General features: G+C 69.2%; 16 protein-coding genes. 10 read left to right on the top strand and 6 right to left on the bottom strand.

All coding sequences use genetic code 11. From position 1 onward, the window contains the following. A complete protein-coding gene (cydB, locus tag FJ887_RS08855; RefSeq protein WP_137825755.1) occupies positions 1-1,023 on the top strand; it encodes a cytochrome d ubiquinol oxidase subunit II in 1,023 nt (340 codons plus the stop codon). Then, positions 1,020-4,439 carry a thiol reductant ABC exporter subunit CydC gene (gene cydC / locus FJ887_RS08850; RefSeq protein ID WP_137825756.1) on the top strand — a complete coding sequence of 1,140 codons (3,420 nt, stop codon included), beginning with the start codon at positions 1,020-1,022 and terminating at the stop codon, positions 4,437-4,439. Before cydB ends, cydC begins: the two co-directional genes overlap by 4 nt. Here cydC and sepH read toward each other — a convergent pair. Then, a complete protein-coding gene (gene sepH, locus FJ887_RS08845) occupies positions 4,414-5,544 on the bottom strand; it encodes a septation protein SepH (protein WP_137825757.1) in 1,131 nt (376 codons plus the stop codon). The genes cydC and sepH overlap by 26 nt on opposite strands. A gap of 202 nt (positions 5,545-5,746) precedes the next feature. Here sepH and FJ887_RS08840 point away from each other — a divergent pair, with 202 nt between their 5' ends. Continuing rightward, complete coding sequence (locus FJ887_RS08840) at positions 5,747-6,856, top strand: ferrochelatase (RefSeq protein WP_137825758.1); 1,110 nt, start codon at positions 5,747-5,749, stop codon at positions 6,854-6,856. Between the two features lie 109 nt (positions 6,857-6,965). Here the strand turns inward: FJ887_RS08840 and FJ887_RS08835 are convergent, their stop codons facing one another. After that, a complete protein-coding gene (locus tag FJ887_RS08835) occupies positions 6,966-7,193 on the bottom strand; it encodes a hypothetical protein (RefSeq protein ID WP_137825759.1) in 228 nt (75 codons plus the stop codon). Positions 7,194-7,484: 291 nt separating this feature from the next. Here FJ887_RS08835 and FJ887_RS08830 point away from each other — a divergent pair, with 291 nt between their 5' ends. After that, on the top strand, positions 7,485-7,784 hold the full coding sequence (locus FJ887_RS08830) for a DUF4193 domain-containing protein (protein WP_009376994.1): 300 nt from the start codon (positions 7,485-7,487) through the stop codon (positions 7,782-7,784). Positions 7,785-7,899: 115 nt separating this feature from the next. Here the strand turns inward: FJ887_RS08830 and FJ887_RS08825 are convergent, their stop codons facing one another. Further along, the gene (locus tag FJ887_RS08825; RefSeq protein ID WP_137825760.1) at positions 7,900-8,355 is read right to left on the bottom strand and encodes a DUF3093 domain-containing protein; all 456 of its coding nucleotides are present in this window, start codon (positions 8,353-8,355) and stop codon (positions 7,900-7,902) included. Between the two features lie 65 nt (positions 8,356-8,420). Here FJ887_RS08825 and dut point away from each other — a divergent pair, with 65 nt between their 5' ends. The 3 genes from dut to FJ887_RS08810 are packed head-to-tail and all read left to right on the top strand — an operon-like array spanning position 8,421 to position 10,117. Further along, on the top strand, positions 8,421-8,894 hold the full coding sequence (dut, locus tag FJ887_RS08820) for a dUTP diphosphatase (protein WP_137825761.1): 474 nt from the start codon (positions 8,421-8,423) through the stop codon (positions 8,892-8,894). 45 nt (positions 8,895-8,939) lie between these two features. Then, positions 8,940-9,737 (top strand): DUF3710 domain-containing protein, encoded by a 798-nt coding sequence (locus FJ887_RS08815; protein ID WP_249356785.1) that lies wholly within the window; start codon positions 8,940-8,942, stop codon positions 9,735-9,737. 5 nt (positions 9,738-9,742) lie between these two features. After that, complete coding sequence (locus tag FJ887_RS08810; RefSeq protein ID WP_137825763.1) at positions 9,743-10,117, top strand: OB-fold nucleic acid binding domain-containing protein; 375 nt, start codon at positions 9,743-9,745, stop codon at positions 10,115-10,117. Between the two features lie 38 nt (positions 10,118-10,155). On the opposite strand, the gene FJ887_RS08805 is transcribed toward FJ887_RS08810, so the two are convergent. Both FJ887_RS08805 and FJ887_RS08800 read right to left on the bottom strand, forming a co-directional pair. After that, the gene (locus FJ887_RS08805; RefSeq protein WP_137825764.1) at positions 10,156-10,836 is read right to left on the bottom strand and encodes a potassium channel family protein; all 681 of its coding nucleotides are present in this window, start codon (positions 10,834-10,836) and stop codon (positions 10,156-10,158) included. Then, entirely contained in the window at positions 10,833-11,507 is a 675-nt protein-coding gene (locus FJ887_RS08800) for a potassium channel family protein (RefSeq protein ID WP_137825789.1), read from the bottom strand. The genes FJ887_RS08805 and FJ887_RS08800 overlap by 4 nt, the downstream gene beginning before the upstream one ends. Before the next feature lie 137 nt (positions 11,508-11,644). Here FJ887_RS08800 and FJ887_RS08795 point away from each other — a divergent pair, with 137 nt between their 5' ends. Both FJ887_RS08795 and FJ887_RS08790 read left to right on the top strand, forming a co-directional pair. After that, positions 11,645-13,564, top strand: coding sequence for an APC family permease (locus FJ887_RS08795; protein WP_137825765.1), 1,920 nt, complete (start codon positions 11,645-11,647; stop codon positions 13,562-13,564). Next, positions 13,561-14,925, top strand: a complete 1,365-nt coding sequence (locus tag FJ887_RS08790; RefSeq protein ID WP_137825766.1) for a class I SAM-dependent RNA methyltransferase — start codon at positions 13,561-13,563, stop codon at positions 14,923-14,925. Before FJ887_RS08795 ends, FJ887_RS08790 begins: the two co-directional genes overlap by 4 nt. Positions 14,926-14,992: 67 nt before the next feature. Here FJ887_RS08790 and FJ887_RS08785 read toward each other — a convergent pair whose 3' ends face one another. Beyond that, a complete protein-coding gene (locus FJ887_RS08785) occupies positions 14,993-15,187 on the bottom strand; it encodes a hypothetical protein (protein WP_137825767.1) in 195 nt (64 codons plus the stop codon). 285 nt (positions 15,188-15,472) lie between these two features. Between FJ887_RS08785 and acnA the strand changes: the two genes are divergently transcribed. Beyond that, positions 15,473-18,157, top strand: a complete 2,685-nt coding sequence (gene acnA, locus FJ887_RS08780; RefSeq protein ID WP_140954943.1) for an aconitate hydratase AcnA — start codon at positions 15,473-15,475, stop codon at positions 18,155-18,157. The last annotated feature ends 103 nt before the right edge of the window (positions 18,158-18,260 follow it).

Below are 18,260 nucleotides of genomic sequence, written 5' to 3'. Positions count from 1 at the left end.
ATGGAAATCCTGGCAACGATCTGGTTCGTCCTCATCGCCGTCCTGTGGATCGGCTACCTGTTCCTCGACGGGTTCGACCTCGGAGTCGGCATGCTCATGCCGATCTTCACGAAGGACGAGCGCGGCAGGCGCGTTCTGCTCAACTCGATCGGACCCGTCTGGGACGGCAACGAGGTGTGGCTGATCACGGCGGCCGGCGCGATGTTCGCGGCGTTCCCGCACTGGTACGCCTCCCTCTTCAGCGCCCTCTACATCCCGCTCACGCTCTGCCTGCTCGGGCTCATCTTCCGCGCCGTGGCCATCGAATACCGCGGAAAGGGCCACACGCAGCGCTGGCTGACGTTCTGGACCTGGGCGATGGCCATCGGCTCGGCCGTCGTCGCGTTCCTCATCGGCGCCCTCCTCGTCATCACGACGACGGGTCTGCCGCTCAACGAGAACGGCGACATGGTCGGCGGTCCCTTCGCATGGCTCGGCTGGCCCGCCCTCCTCGGCGGACTCGGCGGTGTCGGCTTCAGCTTCGTCCACGGGCTCATGTTCCTCTGCCTCAAGACCGACGGTGAGCTGCGGGCCAAGGCCCGCCGCTGGGCACGGGCGACGACCCTGCCGTTCGCGATTCCCTTCCTCCTCTGGTTCGCCTTCTCGATCCGCCACGGCGCGTGGCTGATCGTGCCGGTCGCGATCGCCCTCATCGCGCTCATCGCCTCGTTCGTCGCACTGCGGGCCGGGGCGGAGAAGAAGGCGTTCTTCCTCCACGGCGTCTTCCTCCTCGCCGGGATGGGCGCGGTCTTCGCCGGTGTGTTCCCGAACGTCCTGCCCTCGACGCTCGATCCGGCGTTCTCGCTGACGATCGCCACCGCGTCGTCGTCGGACTACACGCTCGGAGTCATGCTCGTCGTCACCGCGATCTTCTTCCCGATCGTGCTCGGCTACCAGATCTTCAGCTACCGGCAGTACCTCAACCGACTCACGGAGTCGCACATCCCCGACGCCCACAAGGTGCCGGCGGCGATCCGCTCGTGAGCTCGCCACTGGGGATCCTCCTGTCGCTGCCCGACGGCAGGAGGAGCCTCGTCCTCTCCGTGACGAGCGCGGCAGCACGCGCTGTCGGCATCGTCTTCATCGCCGAGGCGCTCGTGCGCACGATCCTCGACCTCGGTTCGCTCCCACTGTGGATCGTCCTCGGCCTCCTGGGCGCCGGACTGCGCGGAGCGAGCCTGTGGGCCGACCACAGCCTCGGCACCGGGGCAGCCGCCGCGGCGAAGCGCGGACTGCGCGCCGGCATCCTCTCCACGCTCCTGGCCAGGCGCGGGATGCCCCGGGCCAAGGCCGCGGTGACGGTGACGCGCGGGGTCGACGACCTCGACGACTACTTCACGACGGTCGTGCCCGCACTCACCCAGGCTGCGGTCGTGCCCGCGGTGCTCCTCGTGCGGATCCTCTTCGCCGACCTCCTCTCGGCGGTCATCATCATCGCGTGCCTGCCGCTCGTCCCGCTGTTCATGGTTCTCATCGGCCGCTACACCGAGGAGACGACGGCAGAGAGCACACGCGCGCTCGAGCGGATGTCGGACCACCTCGCCGAACTCGCCGAAGGCCTGCCGGTCCTCATCGGACTCGGCCGGTCCCGGGAGCACGCCCGCACCCTGCGCAGGCTGAGCACCGACTACCACCAGGCGAATCTCGCGACGCTGCGCATCGCGTTCCTCTCGAGCCTCGCCCTCGAACTCATCGCGACGATCTCCGTGGCCCTCGTCGCCGTCGTCATCGGCGTGCGCCTCGTCTACGGCACGATGGACCTGAGCGACGGACTGCTCGCGCTGCTGCTCGCCCCCGAGTGCTTCATGCCGCTGCGCGCCCTCGGCGCCGGATTCCACGCCAGTGAGAACGGCCGCGAGTCCTACGACCGGGCCCAGGCACTCCTCGCCGAGGCCGAGGATGAAACCGGTCCCGCCGAGGCGGCTGCGCACGCCGGTCATGCCGTGACCTACGCCGACGGAACCACCGTCGCCTGGGACGGTTCCATCCCGACCACCCCGGGCATCACCGCGGTCCTCGGCCCCTCCGGGGCGGGGAAGTCGACGATCCTCGCGGCGCTCTCGGGCAGCCTCGCGGCGGGAGCGACGGCGACCCTGGACCCCGCCCGCGCCGCCCTCGTGCCGCAGACCCCGCGGACCTTCGGGGCGACGCTCGGTGAAGAGCTCGCGACCTTCGGACTCACCGGTGCCACCGCCGAGGCCGCACTGCGCGCCGCGGGCCTTCCCACTGCTCTCGACCTGCCCACCGGCGCGCTCAGCCCCGGACAGCTGCGCCGGCTCGCCCTCGTGCGCGTGGGCGGCAGGGACACCGATCTCCTCATCCTCGATGAGCCGACCGCCCACCTCGACGACGACAATGCGGAGACCATCATCGCGATGATCGCCGAGGCGGCCGCCTCGACCCGCGTCGTCCTCGCCAGCCATGACCCGCGGGTGCTCGCGCTCGCGACCGACACGATCACCCCGCGTGTCACCGCGGCCCCGGTCTCCGCCTCCGCCGGCCCGGTCGAGGAGAGCACCGCGGGCACCGCGACGGCCGAGTCGCGTGATCCGGGCACGACGACCCCGGGCACGACGACCCCGGGCACGACGGCGACCGTTGAGGCCCGGGCGCGGGCATCCGCTGGGACCCCGGCGGCCGACGACCGCTCCGGGGACACGACGGTCGAGCCGCCCGAACGCGGCCACGACGACGTGCCCGTACCCGGGAGTCTGCGCCGGCGCGCGGCAACGCTGCGCACCGCACTGCCGCTGATGCGGTGGACGATGCTCATCGCCCTCCTCACCGCGTGCGCCTCGAGCCTCGCCGCGATCTCGCTCACCGCACTCTCCGGGTGGCTCATCGTCGAAGCTTCGTACGGGCCGCCGATCATGACGCTGCTCGTCGCGATCGTCGGAGTGCGCTTCTTCGGTCTCAGCCGCTCGATCTTCCTCTACGTCAGCCGCCTCAACCTCCATTCGGCGATCTTCTCCGCCCTCGGGCGCCTGCGCTCGGTGCTGTGGTCGCATTTCGAGCGCGCGGGCATGAGCGACCGCACGATGCTCACCTCGGACACGGCGCTGACGACGATGGTCGCCGATGCCGACGAGGTCCGGGACCTCGTGCCGCGCACCCTCTTCCCGCCCGTCGTCTCCGCGCTCGTCGTCGTCGCCGTCATCGTCGCCACCGCGATCCTCGATCCGGGGTCGGTGCCCGTCCTCGTCGCTCTCGCGCTCGTCAATCTCGTCGTCGTCCCCCTCGTCTTCGTCCGCGCCGAGGCGCCGTGGGCCCGGCGGATCCGCGCAGGACAGGCACGGATCCTCTCCCTCCTCGCCCGCGCGCTCGGGGCGAAGACCGATCTCAGCGCCAACGGCGCGACCGCCGCCGTCCTCGCCCGGCTCACTGCGGCCGAAGACGAGCTCGAGACCGCGCAGCGCGCCTCGGCGCGGAACTTCGGGGCTGCCCAGCTGTGGGTCGAGGTGACCACGGTGCTCGCCGCCATCGTCATCGCCCTCATCTCCCCGGCGCCCACGGAGATCCTCGCCGTCGTCGTCCTCAGCACCTTCGGTCTCGTCGACCCGCTGGCCTCGGCGCTCACGGCATGGCGGCAGATGCCCGCCCTCGGGATCGCCCTCGACCGGCTGCCGCCCGTCACCGCGGACTCCCGCCACGACGACGATGAGGCCGACGACGAGGCCGTCGACGACGATGAGGCCGCCGTCAGCCCGGCGGCCGCCTCGGCGCTCACCGACCTCGACCTCGCCGACGTCACCGTCGGCTGGGACGGCGTCCCCGTCCTCGACGATCTCGACCTCTTCGCGGATGCGGACCGGTGGACGGTCGTGTGCGGGGAGAGCGGCAGCGGGAAGACGACGACGGTGAGCGTCCTCCTGCGATTCCTCACCCCGTGGCGCGGGCGCTACGACGCACGGGAGCGGAACGGGAAGCGCATCGACGTCCTCGCGCTCGATCCCGCCGAGCTCGCCGGTCGGATCGCGTGGTGCCCGCAGGAGGCGCACGTGTTCCGGTCGACGGTGCGCGGCAACCTCGCCCTGGCGCGCCGGGATGTGCCGGATGATGAGGAGATGTTCGCCGCGCTCACCGCGGCCGGGCTCGGGCACTGGGCGAGCCCCGAGGGCCTCGACCGCTGGGTCGGGGACCACGGGTCGGAGATCTCAGGAGGGGAGAGGCAGCGCCTCGCCGTCGCGCGCACCCTGCTCAGCGGGGCCGAGGTCATCGTCCTCGACGAACCCACCGCGCACCTCGATGCGGCCACGGCGCACCGCCTCGTCGCGGACCTGCGGGCCAACCTTCCGGGTCACACGGTCATCATGGTCACCCACGATGAGAGCCTCATCGACTCCGGCGACCGCGTGCTGCGGTTGGGAACGGACGTCAGTCCCGCTTCGATCCGAACATGATCTCGTCCCAGCTCGGAACCGAGGCACGGCTGCTCTTCTTCTTCGCCTTCGACTCGGTGTCCTTCGAGGTCTCGACACCGTCGCTGACCCCGGGCTCGTTGAGCAGGGAGAGCTGGTTGTCGTCGTCGAACGTGCCGACCTCCTGAGTCGGCTCCTGCGGCTCCTCATCGCCACCGGATGAGACCTCGGCCTGCGCGGGCTCACGGTCGCCGACCGTCGCCGCGCTCGAGCGGTTCGCCGCCTCGGCGATCCGGTCCTCGAACGCGAACACCTCATCGTCGGTGGCATCGGCGGGACGCCCGGGCGCGGTGTGCGCGCCCTGCGGGTGGGTCTCGGGATCCTCGGTGACGGCGCGGAGGCGACCGCGGGGCTCATCGTCATCGCGACGGCGACGACGGAGGTTCTCGAGGATTCGCCCGGTCTCGGCCTGGTGGTCGCCGAGCGTCGCCGGCTGCTCGGCCGGCCGCTCCGGCGCCTGCGGGTCGGGGGTGTCGATCTCCTCGGTGGTGCGGCGGCTCGAGCTGTAGCCGGGGATCGGACCGGTGTCCGTGGGACCGGAGTCCGCGAGCCACTTCGCCTCATCGTCGAGGGCCGTGAGCGAGCCGCGGTAGTAGTTCCACCCGGCGGTGCGCTTGCGGTCGGCGGCGATGAAGCTGAGCTCGACGTACCAGTTGCCGTCCTGCTGCTTCCACGCGTCCCAGTCCATCGTCTCGATGTCGACATCGCGCATCGCCAGACGGGTCTGGCTGAGCTCGACGAGCGGGGTCGGGTCGCCGTTGGGGTCGTGATCGGAGTAGATGGGGTGCCGGCTCGCGGTGTGGGCCATGTGGGCGCGTTCGGCCAGGGCCGGGCGTTCGTACGTGCGGACCTGGTCGGGGTCGGCGCCGGTGGCCGCGATGACCTCTTCGGCGCTCATCCCGCCGCGGATCATCGCCTGGATGTCGCGCGGGCGGATGGGGGAGTCGGAGCGCACGACAGCCCTGTCCTTGCGCACAGCCGCATAGAGGGACTCGTCGAGTCTCAGTCGATACTGTGCCCCGGAGTCATCGCCGAGGAGCAGATGAGTGCCGTCGGCATCGACCCCGTGCAAGATGAGTTCACGCATTTCGCTCCTTTATCGCTTCTCATGAAGAATCGTGTCACGACCACACCGCTCAGCCCCGCAGATTTGCTCGCGAGTCGCGAAATCCCGGCGAATTCGGCGGGCCGGGGTGCGCACGGGCAGCGGCGGGCGGCGATCGTGAGTCGATCGTGCTCAGGGTGCGGACAACGGGCAAGCGATCTCTACACGCTGTAAAATCTCTGACGTGAATACGACAGCCCCCATCGACACCCTTGTCCTCATGTCCTTCGGCGGACCGGAATCGCCCGAGGAGGTCGTTCCGTTCCTCAAGAACGTCACTGCGGGGCGCGGCATCCCCGACGAGCGCCTCGAGGAGGTCGGAGAGCACTACTACGGATTCGGCGGCAAGTCCCCGATCAACGACCAGAACAAGGCGCTGCTGGCGGCTCTGCGCGCCGAACTCGAGCGGCGCGGCCTCGACCTCCCGCTCGTGTGGGGCAATCGCAACTGGGAGCCCTACCTCACCGATGTCGCCCGCACCGAGGCGGCGGCCGGCCGTTCCCGCTTCCTCGCGATCGACACCTCGGCGTACTCCTCCTACTCCTCGTGCCGGCAGTACCGTGAGGACTTCGCCGGCACGGTCTCAGGTCTCGCCGACGAGGGCGTCGAGGTGAGCTTCGACAAGGTCCGTCAGTTCTTCAACCATCCCGGCTACGCCGAGGCGTGCGCGGCGCTGCTGCGCGAAGGTCTCGACGACTTCCGGACCCAGGTCGGCGCCCTCGACCCGGCCCGTCACCGGATCCTCTTCGTCACGCATTCGATCCCCGATGTCATGCAGGAGGCCTCGGCGGTGGCGACCGTGGGCTACCAGGCCCAGCATGAGGAGCTCATGGAGCACCTCCTCGGCGGTCTCGCCGAGGCGGACCGGCTGCCCGCGGAGCTCGTCTACTGCTCCCGGTCGGGTGCCCCGCACGTGCCGTGGCTCGAACCCGACGTCAACGACCGCATGGAGGAGCTCGCCGCCGAGGGCGTCACCGGTGTCGTCCTCGCCCCGATCGGCTTCATCTCCGACCACATGGAGGTCGCCTTCGACCTCGACACCGAGGCGAAGGAGACGGCGGAGGAGCTCGGCCTCGCGTTCACCCGCGTGGCCACCGTCGGCACGCATCCGACGTTCGTCTCAGGCCTCGTCGACCTCGTCGAGGAGCGCATCGCGCAGCTGTCCGGGCAGACTCCGGAGACCCCGGCGATCCCCGGCACACGTGCGCTGACCCCCGGCAGCGGGGCGTGCAGCATCGAATGCTGCCGGGGCCGGGTCGAGCGCCCGACCCTGCCGAACTGGCCCTCGGCCTGAGACCGGCGCAGCAGCCCGGCCCACACGGATGCGGCCCCTCCCGAATGATCTCGGAAGGGGCCGCATCCGTGTGTCTGAGGTCTGTGCGCCTGAGGCGTGGCTGCTCGGGTCAGGATTCCCGCGGTTCGGGGATGACCGGGATCGCGCCGGTCTCGGCCTTGATGACCTCGGCGATCGGGCCGGTGTCGACGTCGTTGCGGTCGGCGAGTTCGAGGAGGTTCTCGAGGTCGTCGATGAGGCTCTCGACGAGGAAGTCGTCGCCGGCATCCCTGGCGTCGTGTAGGCGATGACGGACATCGTCGATTCTGTTATCGAGCTGATCTGCGAATTCACTCATCGTGCATCCGTCCTTCCGACAATAGGCCGCCGGGGATGAGGTCGAGTCATCGCCGACGTGTGGTCGTTTCTCTCCGAGGCCGGCATGCTCGCTCAGCGTCGTCTCCTGCATTCTCGCAGAGCTTTTCGAGAGTCGTATGTGTGTCCTTCGTCATCGTGACGAGAATCACCGTGACAGGGTACCATCTGCTCTTGCCAAAGGGTACTGGGCAGTGCACAATGCTGGGGACACGATAGGCGACAGGGGCTGAAACTCCATTTCAGCACACCCGACAGAGAGCGATGAGGCCATATGGCAACCGACTACGACGCACCTCGCAAGCACGACGACGAAATCAAGAGCGACTCGATCGAGCAGCTCAAGGCGCAGCGCTCGCAGGCGCAGGCCAGCAAGATCGACGAGGACGAGACGGCAGCGGCCGAAGGGTTCGAACTTCCCGGCGCCGACCTGTCGAACGAAGAGCTCTCGGTGCGCGTGCTTCCGAAGCAGAACGACGAATTCACCTGCATGGAGTGCTTCCTCGTCCGTCACCGTTCGCAGCTGGCGAGCGATGAGGGCGGAATCCTCATCTGCACGGACTGCGCAGGCTGAGCGTCGCGACATCCCCACCAAGACGAACGCGCCCCTTCGAGGGCGCGTTTTTCGTTGGTCGGGCGCTTGTGGTGCAGGCGGGCACCGGCGGCGCGGGCGCGCGGCGCGGCCGTCCTCAGGCGCGCAGGGCGGCGGCGAGCTCCTCGGGGTGCCGACTCGAGACGAGCCAGTACGGGGTGGGGTCGGAGGCGTCGTCGATGTCGATGCGCACTGCGGTCTTCACCCAGGGGCGGAGCACGAGGAAGGCGCGGGCGTCGAGTCCGGTGCCACGGGCCTCACGGGCCGCCTCGATGCCGAGGGCCTCGACGCCGCCGAGGAACGTGCGATCGATGTGGGCATCGCCGACGAAGAGCTGGTGGTCGGTGACGATGATCGTGATCCCCAGCGAGCGCAGCCACCACGCGAGCAGAGCGAACGTGACGACGGGCAGGATGAAGGCGCCGAGCGTCCAGACGGGGAGGACCATGGCCGCTGTCGAGACGGCGGCGACGGCGATGAGCACCCACATGGCGGGCGAGGGGCTGACCTTCTCCCGGTAGGCCACCTGCGAATCGGTATGAGTCTGAGCCATGTCCTCCATTCTCCCACAGCGCGCATGTTTGAAGCGCTCAGGCTTGGGCACTAGAGTGCAACCTTGTGACAGAAGGCTTGCGCATCGAAATCACCCTCGTCGACGACGGAATGGCCCCGCCGAGCTACGCCCACGCGTCCGACGCCGGCGCGGACCTGTGCTCGGCGATCGACTTCACCCTCGAACCGTTCGAACGGCGCACCGTGCCCACCGGGATCGCGATCGCGCTCCCGCCCGGCCATGCCGGTTTCGTCCACCCCCGCTCGGGGCTCTCGAGCAGGCACGGCGTCACCGTCGTCAACGCTCCGGGGACGATCGACTCCGGATACCGCGGCGAGATCAAGGTGCCGCTCATCAACCTCGACCCGACCGTGCCGCTGCGCATCACCCGCGGTGACCGCATCGCCCAGCTCATCATTCAGGAGATCCGACAGGCCGCATTCACCGTCGTCGACACCCTCGACGACAGCGACCGCGGCACCGGCGGATTCGGCTCCACCGGCGGAGTCGTCTCCGGTCTCAACGCAGAAGTGGAGTGAAGGACAATGGGACTGTTCTCACGTTTTTCGAAGAAGTCATCGACCGTGGACGAGGAGTCCGCGAGCGACCGCAGCACCGACGAGGAGATCGTCGACGAGGACGTCGCTGACGATCACGACAGCGCTGACGATCACGACAGCGCTGATGACGCCGAGGCGGTCGCCGAGACCGAGGCGGAGGCCGAGGACCTCGACGACGATGAGGTCCTGGAGAAGTCCGCACCGCTCGACCGGGCCGAGAAGGGCCCCTTCGACGCGGCCGAGGACTACCCCGAGCTCAACCGCCTCGACCTCGGTGCGCTCAAGGTGCCCGTCGTCGACGGCATGCAGATCCGCCTCGACACCGACGACGATTCGCAGCGCGTGCTCGCCGTGACCCTCATCCACGACGGTGGGGGAGTCCAGCTCCAGGCGTTCGCCACCCCGCGATCCGAGGGACTGTGGAACACCGTGCGCCGGCAGCTCACCGAATCCGTCGAATCCCAGGGCGGGGAGTGCACCGAACTCCACACCGGGCTCGGCCGTGAGCTCGCCGTCGAGGTGCCCGCGAAGACCGAGGACGGACGTCCCGGCAAGCGTGCGATGCGGTTCGCCGGCGTCGACGGTCCGCGCTGGTTCGTCCGCGCCGTGTTCTCCGGCAAGGCCGTCACCGACGCCGAGGTGCGCGCTGAGCTCAGCGCGCTCGTGCGCGGTGTCGTCGTCGACCGCGGCGACGAGGCGATGGCTCCCCGTGAGCTCATCGCCCTCACCGCCCCCGAGGTCGATGCGGCCCCCGAGCCCGAGGACGAGACCGAGGACATCAACCCGTTCGCCCGCGGACCCGAGATCACCGAGGTCCGCTGATCGCCATGCTCGATCTTCTCAGCCGGCTCACGCAGAGCCTGGGCTCCCGCGACGACGATGCCCGCGAGGACCTGCGGATGGCCAGCCGGATTCCCGGCGTCGTGAGCATCGGCGACATCGCCCCGCGGGCGATGGTCCGCGTCGCCGGGGTCGTCAGCGCCGTGACGCGGTCGACGAACGCCGACAACCCGCGCCTGACGATCACCGTCTCCGACGGCACCGGCGACGTCGAGGCCCAGTTCCTCGGCCGCCGCGAGATCAGCGGCATCAAGCCCGGCGCGCTCCTCGTCCTCGAGGGTCGGTTCTGCGACCGCGACGGTGTGCTCGCCGCCCACAACCCCGTCTACGAACTCGTCGCCCGGGGCGACGACCACGAGTGAGCGCCGACTGATCGTCAGCGGTCAGCGCGTCGGAGTGCTCAGTCCGTGCTGTCGGCCCTGGCCGCGGCCTGGAGCAGGCTGAGCAGCGCCCCTTCCTGATCGGGGGAGGAGAGGAAGAAGAGCTCGTCGCCGGCCTCGACGACGTCATCGGCGCTCGGCGCGAAGGCGCGGGCGTTGCGGATGATCGCGACGAGCACGGTGTCGACGGGGAACGCGATGTTCCCGATCCGGGAGGCCACGAGGTCCGAGGACTCGTTGACGGTGAACTCCATGAGGCCGGCCTGCCCGCGTTCGAAGCTCATGAGATGGACGAGACCGCCGACCTCGACGGCCTCCTCGACGAGCGCGGTCATCAGCCGCGGCGTCGACACCGCGACGTCGACGCCCCAGTTGTCGTCGAAGAGCCATTCGTTCTTCGGATTGTTGACCCGGGAGACGGTGCGGGGCACCCCGAACTCCGTCTTCGCGAGGAGGGAGAGGACGAGGTTCGTCTTGTCGTCACCGGTGGCGGCGACGACGACGTCGGCTTCCTCGAGCTTCGCCTCCCCGAGACCGGCGAGCTCGCACGCATCGGAGAGGAGCCACTGGGCGCCGGGGATCTTCTCGTGCGCGAGGGCCTCCTTGCTCTGGTCGATGAGGAGGACGGAGTGGCCCTTGTCGAGCAGCTCCCTGGCCACCGAACGGCCCACCGACCCGGCTCCGGCGATGACGACTCTCATTCTTCTTCCTCCCTGGAGGTCACGGGCTTGTCGAGGATGCGCGCGATCTCGTCGAGGCGGTCGACGGGGCACATGAGGTGGACGAGGTCACCGTCCTGGAGCAGGAGGTCGTCGGTGGCGACGATGCCCTCCGAGAGTCGCGTGACATACGCGACGCGGGCCTGGGTGGCCTCCTCGATCTCCGCGATCGGCCGGGCCACCCAGCTGGGGTCGAGGTGCACCTCGGCGAGGACGAGGTTGCCCGAGGGCTCCCGGTACTCGGTGATCGACCCCTGCGGGACGAGTTTGCGCATCACCTGCTCGGCCGTCCACCGCACGGTCGGCACCGTCGGAATGCCGAGGCGCTCGAAGACCTGCGCCCGATCGGGATCGTAGATGCGGGCCGCGACATTGGGCACACCGAAGGTCTCCCGGGCGACACGCGCGGCGAGGATGTTGGAATTGTCTCCGCTCGAGACCGCGGCGAACGCGAACGCGTCGGCGGTGCGGGCCTGCGTGAGGGTCTCCCGGTCGAATCCGAGGCCGGTGATCGTCGATCCTGTGAAGTCCGGCCCGAGCTTGAGGAAGGCATCGGGGTCCCGGTCGACGACGGCGACGGAATGGCCGTTGGCATCAAGTGCCCTGGCCAGGGTCGCCCCGACTCGGCCGCAGCCCATGATGACGAAGTGCATGGTCATCCCTTCCGACAATTGCTCTACCATTGGTGCTCGTGGCCAGCAGTTTTTCTGATGCCGTCAAAAGACTACTCGTTGGACGGCCGTTCCGCAGTGAGGACAGGCGTGCTCCTGCGCTGAAGAAGCGCATCGCCATGCCCGTGTTCGCCTCGGACATGCTCTCCTCGGTGGCGTACGCCCCGGATGAGATCCTCCTGGCCCTGTCCCTGACGACGCTCGTCTCGATCACCGCCGCCCCGTGGATCGGCGCGGCCGTCGGCGCGGTCATCCTCGTCATCGTCGCGTGCTACCGCCTCAACGTCCGCGCCTACCCGTCGGGAGGAGGGGACTACGAGGTCGCGTCGAAGAACCTCGGCCCCCGCGCCGGTCTCATCGTCGCCGCCGCCCTCCTCGTCGACTACGTCCTCACCCTGGCCGTGTCGATGACGGTCTTCGCCGCCTACATCACGACGGCGTTCCCGCTGCTCGCGCCCTACCGGGTGCCGGTGGCGATCGTCGGCATCCTCGTCATCTCCCTCGCCGGCCTCCGCGGGTCCCGGGCCACCCCGGTGCTCCTGGCGATCCCGACGTACCTCTTCCTCGGCGCGGTGTTCCTCACGATGATCGTCGGCCTCGTCCAGGTCGGGCTCGGTGAGACCCCGCAGGCCGAGACCGCGAACTACACGATCGTCCACGATGCGGTGACGGATCAGGCGACCCTGGGGCTTGCGACCGTCCTCATCGTCCTCCGCGCGTTCTCCTCCGGGTCGGTGGCCCTCGCCGGCGTCCAGACCGTGGCCACCGCGGTGCCGGCCTTCAAGAAGCCGCGGGGGAAGAACGCCGGCAACACGCTCGTCCTCTCCGGATTCCTCGCCGCCGTCATGCTCACCGGACTGACGTATCTCGCCTCGGTGACCGGGGTGAAGTACGTCGACGACCCGCACCTCTACCTCGTCCGCCCCGACGGAAGCCCCGTCTCGGCCGAATACGAGCAGGAACCGGTCCTCGGGCAGCTCGCCCACACGATCTTCGCCGACACGCCCCTGATGTTCTTCCTCGTCGTCCTCGTCGCCGCTCTCGTCCTCATCGTCGCCGCGAACACCGCGGTCGAGGGCTTCCCGGGGCTGGCCTCCCGGCTCGCCCGTGACGGCTTCCTGCCCCGGCAGCTCGCGACGAAGGGCGACCGGCTGACGTTCTCCAACGGCATCCTCCTCCTCGCCGTCGCCGCGATCGTCCTCGTCGTCGCGACGAACGCCTCGGCGACGACCCTCATCCAGCTCTACCTCGTCGGCGTCTTCGCGAGCTTTGTCGTCGGCCAGCTCGGCATGGTGCTCCACTGGAACAAGCGCCTGCGGCTCGTCATCGACCCCAAGGCGCGGATGCGGATGCGCTTCAACCGGGCGGTCAACACCGTCGGCTGCGTCATCGCTGCCGGCGTCCTCATCGTCGTCATCGTCTCGAAGTTCCTCGCCGGGGCGTGGATCGCGGTGGCGGCGATGGCCGGGCTCTTCCTCGTCATGGGCGCCATCCACCGCCACTATTCGCGGGTCGCGAGCGAACTCGCCCCCGAGGCCAACGTCGACTCGCGGACGATCCCGTCGAACACGCACGCGATCGTCGTCGTCAACGAGATCAACAAACCGACCCTGCGGGCGCTGTCGTATGCGCGGGTGGCGCGGTCGACCCAGCTCGAAGCCGTCACCGTCGCCGTCGACGAGGAGGCGGCGGAGAAGCTGCAGAAGCGGTGGAACGAGATGGAGCTGCCCGTCCCGCTCACGGTGCTCGCCTCGCCGTACCGCGAACTCGTCCGCCCGCTCATCGCCCACGTCCTCGCGATCCGGCGGCGCTCACCGCGCGACCTCGTCATCGTCTACATCCCGCAGTACATCGTCGGACGCTGGTGGGAGCACCTTCTCCACAACCAGATCGCGATCAAGCTGCGCACCCGCCTGCTCCTCGTCCCCAACGTCGTCGTCGTCTCCGTCCCGTGGCGGCTGCGCTCGTACTCGCGCGCCCACAGCGGCGACGGTCCGGACTCGGAGGCCCCGCTCTACGGTCAGGTGCCGAAGCCATGACGGCCGATCCGCTCTCACCCGGTGACGTGGTCGAGCTGCGCATCGCGGGGCCGGCCGCGGGCGGCACCTCAGTGGCCCGCCTCGACGGTCGTGTCGTCTTCGTCGCCGGCGCCCTGCCCGGCGAGTCGATCCGCGCCCGGCTCACCGAGACCGGGAAGGTCCTGCGCGCCGAGGTCACCGAGGTGCTCGACCCGTCGCCGCACCGCGTGCCCGACCGGCGCGCCGGCTTCCTCGCCGAGGCCGGGGGCGGGCTCTTCGGCGGCATGGAGTACGCCCACGTCGACCTCGCCCACAGCCGAGAGCTCAAGGGCCAGGTCATCGCCGATCAGCTCTCCCGCATCGGCGGCATCGACCGGGACGTCACCGTCGCCGCGGCACCGGGGGAGGAGACCGGGCTCGAGTGGCGCACCCGCATTCAGCTCGCCGTGAGCGGCACCGGTGAGCTCGGGATGCTGCGCTCCCGCAGCCACGACGTCGTCCCCGTCACCCGTGCCCCGCTCGCCGTGCCCGCGATCGCCGAGGCGGACCTGACGTCCCTGCGCCTGCCCGGTGCCGAGAGGGTCGAGTTCGCGTGGGCGGGCAGCACCGGCGCGGTCATCGTCCGCGGGGAGACCGACCGGGCCGGACTCGACGTGCTCGCCGAGTCCCTGCCCGAGCAGTGGTCGATCCTCGCAGGCCCCGCCGCCCCCGCCCGATCGGCGAGTCGGTCCGGTGCCGGTCGCGGTGGGAGACGCCGCGGTCAGGGCCGGGGAGGCAGCCGTCACCGGGGTGCGGGACGGTCGACCGCCTCGGCGCCGGTGCTCGAGGTCATCCGGGGAACCGATCATCTGCTTCAGACGGCGGCGGGACGGGACTTCCGCGTCGCCGCCGACGGCTTCTGGCAGGTGCACGTCGACGCGCCGGGCGTCCTCACCGACGCGGTGCGGGCGGCCGTGCCGGCCGACGCGCGCACGCTCACCGACCTCTACTGCGGGGTCGGGCTGCTCGGCATCACGGCCGCCGAGGCGACCGGGGCGAGGCTCTTCGGCGTCGAAGGGGTCGGTCCGGCGATCGAGAACGCCCGGATCAATGCCGCCGGCATCGATGCCCGGTTCGTCGCCGGCCGCGTCGACACGGCCGACTTCCCGAGCTCCGATGTCCTCCTCCTCGACCCGCCGCGTGCCGGCGCCGGGAAGGCGGTGACCGACCGGCTCAGCGCCGATGGCCCCGAGACGATCGTCTACGTCTCGTGCGACGCCGGGACGCTCGCCCGCGATCTCGCGCAGCTGAGCGCCGGCGGCTACACGATCGAGAGCCTTGTCGGTCACGACCTCTTCCCGCTCACCGCGCACGTCGAGACCGTCACGGTGCTGCGGCGCTGATCAGACGGTGCTGCGGCGCTGAGGAGACGGTGCTCACCTCGGGACCGGGGGACCGCCTCGGCGCGGATCAGGCGACCCGGGTCTTCGCGGGCAGGAGGACGAGGACGATGAGGGCGAGGAAGGTCGTGAGGAAGCCGAGCAGGCCCCACCAGCCGGCGGAGCGGCCCTTCTCCTTCGCCAGCGCATTGCAGATGACGGCGAAGATGATGCCGACGAGGAGCGCACCGAAGCCGAAGCCGGCGCCCAGGGTGAACGGGTCCATGGAGACTCCTTGACGTGGTCCGCGACAGGTGCGGAGATGGGCGATGTCCGCCTCCAGAATAGGAGCGCGGACGTCCCCGGCGCTGTGGTGCCAACCGGAGACCGACGGGTGGAAAACCCGAGGCGGAAGCGGTGTCGCGGTGGTGGTCAAGAGCGGTCGAATGCGCTAGAATTTATCTTGACGTCAAGATACTTTTGGAAACATTTGTGTCGCGTAAATCGGTGCGCGCGCAGGGCCGAGCGCCCGGTTTCTTGGATGAGTGTCGAATGAAACAGGAGAATCACGATGAGCAACGTCGATACGTTCAAATCGAAGAGCACCCTGACCGTGGGCGATACGGACTACGAGATCTATCGCCTCGATCAGGTTGAGGGCTCGGAGAAGCTTCCCTTCAGCCTCAAGGTGCTGCTCGAGAACCTGCTGCGCACCGAAGACGGTGCCAACATCACCGAGGACCACATCAAGGCCCTCGCGAACTGGGATCCCAGCGCCGATCCGAGCACGGAGATCCAGTTCACCCCCGCCCGCGTCGTCATGCAGGACTTCACCGGTGTGCCCTGCATCGTCGACCTCGCGACGATGCGCGAGAAGGTCGCCGAGCTCGGCGGCGACCCGGACAAGGTCAACCCGCTCGCCCCGGCCGAGCTCGTCATCGACCACTCCGTCCAGATCGACTCGTTCGGCACGGCCGATTCGATCGAGCGCAACATGGACATCGAATACCAGCGCAACGGCGAGCGCTACCAGTTCCTCCGCTGGGGCCAGACCGCGTTCGACGACTTCAAGGTCGTTCCCCCCGGCATGGGCATCGTCCACCAGGTCAACATCGAATACCTCGCCCGCGTCGTCATGCCGCGTGAGGTCGACGGGGTGCTGCGCGCCTACCCCGACACCCTCGTCGGCACCGACTCGCACACGACGATGGTCAACGGCCTCGGCGTCCTCGGCTGGGGCGTCGGCGGCATCGAAGCCGAGGCGGCCATGCTCGGCCAGCCCGTCTCGATGCTCATCCCGCGCGTCGTCGGCTTCAAGCTCACCGGGGAGATCCCCTCGGGCGTGACCGCCACCGACGTCGTCCTCACGATCACCGACATGCTCCGCCAGCACGGTGTCGTCGGCAAGTTCGTCGAGTTCTACGGTGAGGGCGTGGCCTCGGTGCCGCTGGCCAACCGTGCGACGATCGGCAACATGAGCCCCGAGTTCGGCTCGACCGCCGCGATCTTCCCGATCGACGACGTGACGATCGACTACCTCAAGCTCACGGGTCGCTCGCCCGAGCAGATCCAGCTCGTCGAGGACTACGCGAAGACCCAGGGACTCTGGCACGATCCGGCCAACGAGGTCGCCTACTCCGAGTACCTCGAGCTCGACCTCTCCAGCGTCGTGCCCTCGATCTCGGGTCCGAAGCGTCCGCAGGACCGCATCGAGCTCTCCGACGCCAAGAGCCAGTTCGCCAAGGACATCCACAACTACGCCGCTCCCGGCGAGGAGTCGAAGTCGGCTCCCGTGTCGACCGGTGACGGACGGAACTTCGAACTCGCCAACGGCGCCGTGGCGATCGCCTCGATCACCTCGTGCACGAACACCTCGAACCCCTCGGTCATGCTCGCCGCGGGTCTGCTCGCCCGCAACGCCCGGGAGCGCGGACTCAACTCGAAGCCGTGGGTGAAGACGTCGATCGCCCCGGGCTCGAAGGTCGTCACCGACTACTACACGAAGGCCGGGCTCATCGAGGACCTCGAGGCGCTCAACTTCTTCGTCGTCGGCTACGGCTGCACGACGTGCATCGGCAACTCGGGTCCCCTCGATGCCGAGATCTCCGAGAGCATCCAGGACAACGACCTCGCCGTCACCGCGGTGCTCTCGGGCAACCGCAACTTCGAGGGCCGCATCAGCCCCGATGTGAAGATGAACTACCTCGCCTCGCCGCCGCTCGTCATCGCCTACGCGCTGGCCGGGACGATGGACTTCGACTTCGAGAACCAGCCGCTGGGCCAGGACAAGGACGGCGTCGACGTCTACCTCAAGGATCTCTGGCCCTCGCCGGAAGAGGTCCAGGCGGTCATCGACTCCTCGATCTCGACCGACATGTTCGACACCGAGTACGGTCGGATCTTCGACGGCGACGAGCGCTGGCAGGCGCTGCAGACGCCCGAGGGTGCGATCTTCGAATGGGACGAGAAGTCGACCTACGTGCGCAAGCCGAACTACTTCGACGGCATGACGCTCGAGACCGTGCCGGTAACCGACATCGAGGGCGCCCGCGTGCTCGCGAAGCTCGGCGACTCGGTGACGACCGACCACATCTCGCCCGCCGGCTCCTTCAAGGCCGACACTCCGGCCGGCAAGTACCTCATCGACCACGGCGTCGAGCGCAAGGACTTCAACTCCTACGGCTCGCGCCGCGGCAACCACGAGGTGATGATCCGCGGCACGTTCGCGAACATCCGCCTGGCCAACCAGCTCCTCGACGGCGTCCAGGGCGGCTTCACGCGTGACTTCACGCAGGAGGGCGCTCCGCAGACGACGATCTACGACGCGTCGGTCAACTACCAGAACGCCGGCATTCCGCTCGTCGTCCTCGGCGGCAAGGAGTACGGTTCGGGATCCTCGCGTGACTGGGCGGCCAAGGGCACGAAGCTGCTCGGCGTCCGCGCGGTCATCGCCGAGAGCTTCGAGCGCATCCACCGCTCGAACCTCATCGGCATGGGCGTCGTCCCGCTCCAGTTCCCCGCCGGGGAATCCGCGGACTCGCTGGGCCTCGACGGCACCGAGACGTTCTCGATCTCCGGTGTCACCGAGCTCAACGAGGGCACCACCCCGAAGACCGTCAAGGTCACCGCGACGAAGGACGACGGCACGACCGTCGACTTCGACGCCGTGGTCCGCATCGACACCCCGGGTGAGGCCGACTACTACCGCAACGGCGGCATCCTCCAGTACGTGCTGCGGCAGCTCGCGACGGCCTGATCCGTCCGCCGGCAGCGTCCCCCGTCTCGACTCCTTCCCGGGGTCGGGGCGGGGGACTCTCGCGTTGAGAGCTGTGACCGACGGAACATCCACGCTCACAAGC

This window comes from Brevibacterium sp. XM4083, from assembly GCF_006489205.2.
In the GTDB taxonomy this organism is placed as follows: Bacteria; Actinomycetota; Actinomycetes; order Actinomycetales; family Brevibacteriaceae; genus Brevibacterium.
Note: the sequence above shows the minus strand (reverse complement) of the source record. Positions and strands in the feature narration are given on the sequence as shown.